This window comes from Paenibacillus tritici (assembly GCF_018207515.1).
In the GTDB taxonomy this organism is placed as follows: Bacteria; Bacillota; Bacilli; order Paenibacillales; family Paenibacillaceae; genus Paenibacillus_AQ; species Paenibacillus_AQ tritici.
Window position 1 is genome coordinate 5,187,483 of sequence record NZ_CP073365.1, and the last position, 10,490, is coordinate 5,197,972.

At 48.2% G+C, this 10,490-nt stretch carries 8 protein-coding genes; all 8 read left to right on the forward strand.

The annotated features are described in order from the left end of the window. Positions 1-54: 54 nt before the first annotated feature. The 8 genes from KDC22_RS22525 to KDC22_RS22560 all read left to right on the forward strand — a co-directional run bounded on the left by KDC22_RS22525 (position 55) and on the right by KDC22_RS22560 (position 9,829). Positions 55-1,398 carry an ABC transporter substrate-binding protein gene (locus tag KDC22_RS22525; RefSeq protein WP_211720381.1) on the forward strand — a complete coding sequence of 448 codons (1,344 nt, stop codon included), beginning with the start codon at positions 55-57 and terminating at the stop codon, positions 1,396-1,398. Positions 1,399-1,482: 84 nt separating this feature from the next. Beyond that, positions 1,483-2,355 (forward strand): carbohydrate ABC transporter permease, encoded by an 873-nt coding sequence (locus tag KDC22_RS22530; protein ID WP_211720382.1) that lies wholly within the window; start codon positions 1,483-1,485, stop codon positions 2,353-2,355. Next, entirely contained in the window at positions 2,355-3,185 is an 831-nt protein-coding gene (locus KDC22_RS22535; protein WP_211720383.1) for a carbohydrate ABC transporter permease, read from the forward strand. The genes KDC22_RS22530 and KDC22_RS22535 overlap by 1 nt, the downstream gene beginning before the upstream one ends. Before the next feature lie 183 nt (positions 3,186-3,368). Beyond that, entirely contained in the window at positions 3,369-4,535 is a 1,167-nt protein-coding gene (locus tag KDC22_RS22540; protein WP_211720384.1) for a YncE family protein, read from the forward strand. Between the two features lie 324 nt (positions 4,536-4,859). Beyond that, positions 4,860-6,029 (forward strand): YncE family protein, encoded by a 1,170-nt coding sequence (locus tag KDC22_RS22545; RefSeq protein ID WP_211720385.1) that lies wholly within the window; start codon positions 4,860-4,862, stop codon positions 6,027-6,029. 30 nt (positions 6,030-6,059) lie between these two features. Beyond that, positions 6,060-7,208, forward strand: coding sequence for a YncE family protein (locus tag KDC22_RS22550; protein ID WP_211720386.1), 1,149 nt, complete (start codon positions 6,060-6,062; stop codon positions 7,206-7,208). A 258-nt stretch (positions 7,209-7,466) separates the two neighbouring features. Beyond that, positions 7,467-8,627: a YncE family protein gene (locus KDC22_RS22555; protein WP_173129963.1), complete on the forward strand. Its 1,161-nt coding sequence runs from the start codon at positions 7,467-7,469 to the stop codon at positions 8,625-8,627. A gap of 50 nt (positions 8,628-8,677) precedes the next feature. After that, complete coding sequence (locus KDC22_RS22560) at positions 8,678-9,829, forward strand: YncE family protein (RefSeq protein WP_173129966.1); 1,152 nt, start codon at positions 8,678-8,680, stop codon at positions 9,827-9,829. Positions 9,830-10,490: the final 661 nt, after the last annotated feature.

A 10,490-nucleotide genomic window follows, 5' to 3' on the forward strand; every position in this document is an offset into this window, starting at 1 on the left:
TCAAAAATGTAAACGGATTCAATCTACAGAAAATTTCATAACGGGGGCGATCACATGAATAGCAAACTGAAAAAAATCGCAACAGGCGTACTGGCCGGTGTAATGACCTTATCGCTGGCGGCGTGCGGGTCAGACAATTCAGGCTCCGGCAATGCTGCGGCTACCAACAGCGGCGGAAACGGAAACAGCGGCAGTGGCAGCAGCGGCGGCAAAAAGGTAACCATTGAGCTGGCCATCTCCAAAAGCTCGCAGGATTCGGCGTTTGTGGCCCAGGCCGTGCTGGATGAGTTCGAGCAGAAAACCAATATCAAAGTGAATCTCCAGCTGCTTCCGGCGGAGCAGACCGCCACCGTGCTACAGACCAAGCTCGCCGTCGATGAGGTCCCTGACCTGATTCAATATAATCTCGCCAGTGCCACCACGGATCTTAACCTGGAGCGCAACTTCGAGATTCTCGACAATGAGCCTTGGGTAAGCAGGCTGCTGAACAAGGACGTTCTCTCCGCTTATGGTCATGTATACAGCTTCCACTATAGCCAGGATACAGGCATGCAGGGAGTAGTCTACAACAAGGATATCTTCAAGGAGCTGGGGCTGAGTATTCCGAAAACTTACGAGGAATTCCTGGCCGTATGCGAGAAAATCAAGGCCAGCGGCATCACGCCGGTCTTCATGCCGTTCAAGGATAACTGGGCGGCGAATATCTGGCCGGCTGCCGCTTTTGCCGACTGGGCGGCCAAGAATGAACCTTCCCTGTTCGAGGACATCAATGCCGGCCGCAAGAAGTGGTCCGATGTTCCGGAATTCGCGACCTTCCTGGAGCAGCAATACGAGGTCTACAAGAAAGGCTACACCAACACTGACATCCTCAGCGACAGCTATGATATGGCCGTGGGCAAATTCCTGAACAAGGAAACCGCGATGATGTTCATGGGAGACTGGCTGATCGTGAACGTGGCGGAGAAAGACCCGAATGTACATCTGGGCCTGTTCGCCATCCCTTCCTCTGAGGATGCAAGTCTGGGCGCAAGCCCGCTGGGCGGACAGCTGTTCATTCCGAAGAAAGCCAAGCATATGGATGAAGCGAAGAAATTCCTGGAGTTCCTCGCCACCAAAGAAGTCGCGCAGAAAATGGTTGACAGCCAGGGCTCCGTCTCCAACTTCAGCGATGTCACTACGCCGAAGCTTCCGGAATACAAGCAGGAGATTGTCGATCAATATATCACACCGAAGAAGACTACACTGACTACCGATGCTTACATGATCGTAGACCGCAGCGAGCTGTACCGTCTGCTTCAGGATGAGTTCGCCGGCGGTCTGGACGCTGCGGGCGTACTCAAGGCCTGGGATGAGAAATTCAGCCAGCTGATGAAGGACAAAGGCGTAGAGGGCTTTTAAGTAGAGCGGATAACCATTACAACAGGCAGAATAAAGTCCATCCGGGGCTTTATTCTGTTCCTGGCTATAGAGGAGTGTGAAGAGATGAAAGTATCCAAGAGACTATACTCGTATTACCTGATCTGGCCTGCGCTATTGATCTATTCTGTGTTTTTCGTGCTGCCCGCGCTAACCGGACTCTTCTATTCCTTCACCGACTGGCGGCTGGACCGGGAGAATATCCAGTTTATCGGCTGGGACAACTTTGAGCGTATTTTCACCGACAGAACCCTGCTGCTCGCCATCAAAAATACGGCCATCTTCGCCGTGGTCACCGTTATAGGCAAGAATCTGCTCGGGATCGCGCTGGCGGTCGGCTTGAACATGAAGCTAAAATCCAAAAATCTGCTGCGGGCTATTTTCTATTCTCCGTCAATCCTGAGCGTTTTGGTTATTAGCATTGTGTTCACACCCATGCTGCGCTCCGACGGAACGATTAACCGCATCTTCGAAGCTGTGGGTCTGCCTTCGCTGAGCCAGGCCTGGCTGACCAATCCGGCCCTTGTCATCTGGACCGTGGCCTTCGTGTCCATCTGGCAGCATACCGGCTTCCAGATGGCGATCTACTTGGCCGGACTCCAGTCGATCTCCAAAGAGTATTATGAAGCCGCCACCATAGACGGCGCCGGTTCCTGGCGCAGCTTCCACAGCATCACGATTCCGCTGCTGCTCCCTGCGATCAACATCAATCTGATGCTTACTCTGATCGGCGGCCTTAAGGTGTTCTCCGAGGTATTCGTGCTCACCGGCGGGGGACCCGGCAATGCCTCCCAGGTAGTCGGTACAATCATCCTGCGCTCGTTCGGAGAGGGAAGCTGGGGGCTGGGCACAGCCGTCAACACCCTGCTGTTCGCTGCCGTAACGGTCATTGCCATTCCCCTGCTGATCTTCATGCGGCGTAAGGAGGTATCGGAATAATGAGCTTTTCACGTAAAATGGCCTGGCGCAACTATGTGGTCGAAGGGCTGCTGATCCTGGCCTCCCTGCTGATTATCCTGCCGCTGCTGATTATGCTGTTCGGAAGCTTCATGACCAGCGCCGAGGTGCTGAAATTCACCCTGCGGCTCCCGGAGAAGTGGAACTTCTCCAACTATACAACGGTCTTCCGTGAAGGGGGACTGGGGCGCGCGTTCCTGAACGGGATGCTGATTACCGGCGTCTCTTCTATTCTGAATATCTTCACCTCGTCGGCGGCCTCCTTCATTCTGGTGCGCCGGGAGACCAAATGGTCGAATTTCCTGTACATGTTCTTCTTCATGGGCCTGATTGCGCCGATGTCCACGATTACCACGATCCGCGTTGTGCAGTGGATGGGATTCTACGGCAGCATCACCAGTGTTATTCTGATCTACGCTTCACTCAACACAGCGTTCAGCGTGTTCCTGTACAGCGGATTCATCCGCTCTATTCCCAAAGCGCTGGATGAGGTAGCTTTTCTGGAGGGTGCAAATACGTTCGATGTGTTCTTCAAAATTGTGACCCCGCTGATCGTTCCGGTCAACGCCACCGTAGCGATTATGGTCTTCATGTCCGTCTGGAACGACATTACCATTCCGCTCTACTTCCTGACGGACAGCTCGGACTGGACGATGCCGCTGTCGGTGTACAATTTCTACGGCAAGTACAGCCGGGACTGGAACCTGATCTTCGCAGACCTCGTGCTGACCTCCCTTCCCGTACTGATTCTGTACATCTTCTGCCAAAAGTACATTGTTAGCGGACTTACTGCGGGAGCGGTAAAGGGGTAACCTCTGCCTTTTTGTGGCTTTCTTGGACAAATGGATTATTCGGGCCGGAGCATTCGGACATAACATACAGCAGACAACCTGATGCGGCCTCCGGACACAACCGGCGCGCCTGCCCATCCGGTTGTCTGTCCGCCGGGCCCGGCGAGTCCATGAGCCAGAAGCACATGAAAGGGGTTTTTAATTGTGCATACGAGTACGGCAAACCGCAGAAGGAATCTATCATCAGGTTATCCTTATGTGTTTGTGAGTTATGTTGCTAGCAATGGTGGTGGCCATGTTGCTGTCGTTGATCCTGCACAAAATACCGTCATCCAACGGATTAAGGTAGGCTTCAACCCCGGACCTATGTGCTTGAATTACCAGGAGGATAAGCTTTATGTAGTGAACATCGATCAGGATTTTGTCACTGTCATTGATACGTATACCTTAAAAGTTATCAAAACGGTTCACATTGGCAGTCCCTCTACCAATAGCGCTCCTGTTGCTATCTTCGCTGCTTCTAGCGTGAACAAAGTCTATGTAGCCCATTCTGGTGACAGGGCCGTGACAATCATTGACTCCGTCACGGATGAGGTTATTAAGCAAGTAGATATGGTTCCAGCCGGAAGTGGCTACCCGTTTGCCTTTGCGAGTCATAAGAATGCCCCCTATGTCTTTGTTGCATGCAAGTCTAAAGATACTGATAACGGTAATGTTGTCGCCATTTCCTATCTGGATGATAGCGTTTATCCAGTTGGAGATGGAATTGAGCTTACCTTTGACGGGACCCACAACCCCTTGACCGCTCACCCATTAGGACAAACACAAGTCACACTTGGGCCGACTGGGATGTTGACTTATTTTGGAATCCATGAAGTTTATCAGTCCAAAACACTGAGTCTGTTGGATAATACGGTATCCGGGGTCTATCTGGACAACGGATTATTATTTTGCATCTCCCAAGAAAATAAAACCTACCTGAAACAATTTAAAAACCTGCGAATTGACTATAAGGGACACATTACCTTTGATCAATTCACAGAAATATCCAGTTTCAAAGGCCAGGATAAAATCCGTGCTTCAAGTAATCAAAATTATATTGGCGTCACCATACAGCCCACTAATTCTCATACAGGTGGTCTGCAAATCTACGATGTAAACGCTGCTAGTTCACGATTTGTTCCGCTCTCCCTTGTAGGTGATTTAGCGTTTGCCGGTGACAACATGGCCTATGTAGGAGATATGATGGCGATTATTCCAATTGATGTGGTAAGGGCAACAGCCCTCCCCGGTATACTGATTGGCATAAACTTCATGGATCTCCTCACTGTCAAAAATATTATTTCCGGTTATAGCTATCAATCCTTATAGCAGCATAGCGGCCCATCCTATGGGTCACTCAGCGTTACGTGAAGCTGTCTCTTCAGGTCGAAATGGACTTGGGGGCAGCTCTTTTTGAGCAGGTATAACAGCAGATATAACAAGAGCTTATGTATTGTAAACGACTTTACACCAACCCTTTTTGTGGCCTTCCTGGACGTTTTGGTTGTTCTGTGTGGAAAATATAAGCATAACCTATAACAGACATCCAAATGCGGCATCCGGATACTATCTGGCGCGCCTGCCCATCATGGTTGTCAGTCCGCCGGGCCCGGCGAGTCCATCAGGTAGAGCACAAGAAAGGGGATTTCATCCGTGAATCCGAACAAGGCAAATAGCAGCAAGAATTTACCCTCAGGGGATCCTTACGTTTATGTGTCTTATGAACTTGATTATCAAATCGGGTATGTCGCTGTTATTGATCCTCTAGAAGATAAGGTTATCAAAAGGATTCAGGTGGGCTACAACCCTGGCCCGATGTGCACTAATATCGCAGAGACAAGGCTTTACGTACTTAATACCCGTTCGAGTTCGGTCACCATCATTGATACGGGTACATTTAACATTATCAAAACCGTTCGCGTTGGCACTGTTGGCAGCACAAATACCGATCCTGTTGCTATCTTCGCTTCACCTTACGGTAACAAAGTCTATGTAGCCAATGCCGGAGATCAGAACGTTACGATTATTGATACCGATACGAATACGGTTATAACAAATTTGGATATCGTTCCTGGCAAGCCAGGCAAGCCTTTCGCCTTTGCGAGTAATGAGAATAGTGATTTTGTCTATGTTGCCTGCAGGGTTGCCGATAAAAAAGATTTTGTTGTCGCCATTTCCGTTGAAGATGACTACCACGCTTTTCCGTATAATCAAGGCATCGAGCTTACCTTTGACGGGATCCGCAACCCCTTAACTGTTCACCCGGACGAACCCACGCAAGTCACGCTTGGGCCTATAGGCATGGCTACCTATTTTGGAAATGGTAGTATTGGCTTGCCCAACACGTCAAGTGTGCTGGACAATACGGTATCTGGGGTTTACCTGGACAACAAATTATTATTCTGTACCACGCAAGAAGAAAAGGCCATTCTGAAACGGATTACTGACCTGACTGTTGATTGGAAGGGAAACATCACCTTTGATAAAGTTGCAGATGTTCCCAGTTACAAAGGCCAGGATAAAATTCGTGTGTCACGTACGCAAGAATATATTGGTGTTACCATTCAACCCACTACTTTACCGACAGGTGGCCTGCAAATCTATAATGTACACGGTGCCAGTTCCTGGTTAGTTCCACTCTCTTATGTCGGCGATCTGGCATTTTTCTCAGACACCAAGGCCTATGTGGGAGAACTGAACGCGATCCGTCCGATTGATCTGGCAACCGCAAAGGCTTTGCCCGCTATCCCGATCGGGTTCGCAACTGACACTCGTATCAAAGTCAAGAATATTATTTCGGGTTATAGCAATCAGTCAACATAGGCCCTGAGCACAAGAAAGGGGATTTCATTCGTGAATCCGAACAAGGAGAAGGCAAACAGTATCAGCAATTTACCCGCGGGCGGCGATCCTTACGTCTATGTGTCTTATGAGCTTGATTATTTCATTGGATATGTTGCTGTTATTGATCCTGTAGAAGATAAGGTTATCAAACGGATTCAGGTTGGTATGAACCCTGGTCCTATGTGCATGAATCCTGTAGAGAAAAAGCTGTATGTAGTGAATACCCACGGGAATACGATCACCGTCATTGATGCGAATACATTTAACGTTATCAAAACCATTCGCGCTGGCACTCTCGTTGGCGCAAATGTCGAACCTGTTGAAATCTTCTTTGCTCCTAATGGTTATAAAGTCTATGTAGCCAATTCAGTAGATCATAGTGTTACGATTATTGATGCCCACACAGATACGGTTATAACCAATGTGGATGCGGGCCCCGGTACACCTTTCGCCATTACGAGTAATCAGAATAGCTCCTATGTCTATGTTGCCTGCAAGCTTGCTGATAAAAAAGATTATATTGTTGCCATTTCCGTTGACAACAACTCCACTTTTCAGTATGGCAACGAATATGAGCTTACCTTTGACGGAATTCACAACCCCTTGACACTTCACCCGGATGGACATACCCAAGTCACACTTGGAACAACCGGTTTGCTTACTTATCTTGATCTTTTTGCACAAAGCGTCCCCCGCACGTTTAGTTTACTGGACAATACGGTATCTGCAGTTTTCTTGGACAATGAATATTTATTCTGCACCACGGAAGAAGGAAAAAGCTATCTGAAACTATTAGTTGGCCTGGAGCTTGATATGCAAGGAAATGATCAAGGCTATACTTTTTCAGAAATCCCCAGTTACAAAGGCCAGGATAAAATTCGTGTGTCGCGCAATCAAAAGTATATTGGCGTCACCATACAGCCCACCACTTTCCCTACGGGTGGTCTGCAAATTTTAAACCCAACCGGTAGCCAGTCCAGGCTCGTTGCGCTTGATTCTATCGGCGATTTGGCGTTTTACTCAGACACCAAGGCCTATGTCGGAGAACTAAGCGCGATTCGTCCGATTGATCTGGCAACCGCAACGGCCTTGCCCGCGATCCCGATTGGGTACGCAACCGACACTCGCATTAATGTAAAGAATATTATTTCCGGTTAGCAAGCAATCATTATAACAGAATAGCAACCAAACCTATGGTCATTTAGCGTTGCAATAGAGCTGCCTCTTCAAGTCGAAATCGACTTGGGGGCAGTTCTTTTTTGAGCAGGATAACATATACCTGCACCCCAAACATAACTTATAACAAACATCCAAATGCGGATTCCGGACAAAATCTTGCAGCTGTCCACCCTGGTTGTAGGTCCGCCGGGTCCAGCGAGTCCATCAGGTTCAAACATAAGAAGGGGGATTTAATGTATGAATCCGAACAAGACAACGGCAAACAACAACAGGAATTTAACCTCAGGTGATCCTTATGTCTTTGTAACGTATGAAGTTGACTATCAATTTGGATATGTTGCTGTTATTGATCCGGTAGAAGATCGGCTTAAGGGACGAATTCCGGTGGGTATGAACCCTGGCCCTATGTGCATGGACCCCGCAGAGAAGAAGCTGTACGTAGTAAATACTGGCGGGGATACAGTCACCATCATTGATACTGCAACCTTTAACATTCTCGCTACCGTTTTCGTCGGCAATGGTAATGCCACACCTTCCAATCCTGTTGCGGTCTTCGTTGCCGCTTACGGTGACAAAGCCTATGTAGCCAATTCCAGCGATAAGGACGTTACGATTATTAATACCAGCACAAATACGGTTATAACAAAAGTGGATATGGGCCCCGGTAAGCCCTTCGCCTTTGCGAGCAACAAGAATAGCCCCTATGTCTATGCCGCATGCAGGGTTGCCGATGGAGACGATTATGTTGTCGCCATTTCCATTGAAGATGACAGTGGTTATCTCTTTGGCATTGAATATGAGCTTACCTTTGACGGAACCCGTAATCCCTTGACCGTTCACCCGGATGGGCATACTCAAATCACGCTGGGGAATAACGGTATCATGTGTTTTTTTGATGATAATGTGAAAGGTCAGCCTACTACGTTTAGTCTACTGGACAATACGGTATCCGCAGTCTTCCTGGATAACAAATTGTTGTTTTGTACCACGCAAGAAGGAAGAAGCTATCTGAAACGATTCACTGACCTTACCGTTAGTTCGAATGGAAGCATAACCTATGAAGATTTCAAAGATATTAACAGTTACAAAGGCCAGGATAAAATTCGTGTGTCGCGTAATCAAAAGTATATTGGCGTCACCATAAAGCCTACTACTTTCCCGACGGGTGGCCTGCAAATTTATAATTCAACCGGTACCCAGTCCAGGTTCATTTCCCTTGCTTCTGTTGGCGATCTGGCTTTCTTCTCAGACACCAAAGCCTATGTAGGAGAACTGAGTGCAATTCGTCCCATCAATCTGTCAACCGCAACGGCTCTGCCCGCTATCCCGATTGGGTTCGCAAGCAATGACCGCATCAATGTCAAGAATATTATCTCCGGTTATCGCACTCAATCCTAGTAAATGCCGGCGGGTCCATCAGGTAGAGCCTATGAAGGGGGTTATCATTCATGAATCCTAACAAGGCAACGGCAAACAGAGATAGAACTTTATCCTCAGGTTATCCTTACGTCTATGTTAGTTATGTATATGATTATGTTGCCGGGTATGTTGCCGTTATTGATCCTGTTCACGATGAGATTATCCGAACTATTACCGTGGGCTTCGATCCTGGCCCTATGTGTCTGGATATAGAAGAAAAGAGACTTTACGTGCTGAGCAGCAAGGGCAGCTCGGTCACCGTCGTTGATACGAGTACACTTGACGTTCTGACTAGCTTTCGCGTGGGCCAATCAAATGATTCTTACCCTGTTGCTATCTTCGCTTCTCCTTTGGGCGGTAAACTGTATATAGCCAATTCCGGTGAAAAAACAGTTGTGATTGTTGATACCCTCACGAATGATGTTATAAAAGATGTGGATGTGGGCCCAGGCAAGCCTTTTGCCTTTGCGAGTAATGAGAACAGCAACTTTATCTATGTTGCCTGCAAGGTTGCCGATGGTAAAGATTACGTTGTCGCCATTTCCTTTGAGGATCACATCGCTTACCCGTATGGCAAGGAAATGGAGCTTACCTTTTACGAGGGCCTTAATCCCCTGACCGTTCACCCGGATGGGCACACCCAAATCACGCTGGGAAATTCCGGCATGCTGGTTCACACTGATGAACAAATTGGCAAGCCGGTTACGTCAAGTTTGCTGGACAATACAGTATCCGGCGTCTACCTGGACAACAAAATGTTACTTTGCACCACGGACGAAGGAAAAAGCATTATCAAACAAATCATTAACCTTGCCGTTGATGAAGATGGAAACATAACCTTCGATGATTATGCAGATATCCCCAGCTACAAGGGGCAGGATAAAATCCGTTATTCGCGTATGCAAATATATGTTGGCGTCACCATTCAGCCCACAACTACACCGATCGCTGCGGTGCAACTCTACACTCTAACCGGTATCAATTTCCCGTTAGTCAGGTTTCCTTATGTAGGAGATCTGGCGTTCTCCTCGGATACCAAGGTCTACGTGGGACAAACTAAAACGGTTCGTCCAATTGACCTGACAACCGCAAGGGTCCTGCCCGCTATTCCGATGAGTCCCGAAAGCACCGATAATATCCAAGTCAGAAATGTTATTTCCGGTTATCGCAACCAATCCTAATAGCATCATGGCAGCCATCCTATTGATCATTGAGCGTTAAAGATGAGCTGTCTCTTCCAGTCGAAGCTGGCTTGGAGACAGCTCATTTTTTCCATTGCGATCAACCGGATTAATCGACAGTATGTCCAACCTTCAAGCAACCGCTCCTCCTTCACGACTGCTGCTCATTTTTGGCAGAATGTGGTGCACTTTTGCTCCTCCTTACCGACCGCTGACCACTTTCGGCGGAATGAGGTGCACTTTTGCTCCTTCTTACCGACCGCTGACCACTTTCGGCGGAATGAGGTGCACTTTTGCTCCTCCTTCACGACTGCTGCCCGCTTTTGGCGGAATGAGGTGCACTTTTGCTCCTCCCTCTCATTTCTACGTGTAGCCCATTTTCGGCGGATTCAGAGGGACTTATCCCTTTCATTTTCACCTGTAGCCCACTTTCGGCGGGTTCAGAGGGATTTATCCCTTTCATTTTCACCCGTAGCCCACTTTCGGCGGATTCAGAGGGATTTATCCCTTTCATTTCCACGCGTAGCCCACTTTCGGCGGATTCAGAGGGACTTATCCCTTTCATTTCAGTATGTTTACGCAGAGCAGCGGTTCCCCTATACTGGAGAACCGCTGCTCTGTTTGACTTATAGTTAGTTTGGAGTTAAGCCGGTAACTTAGA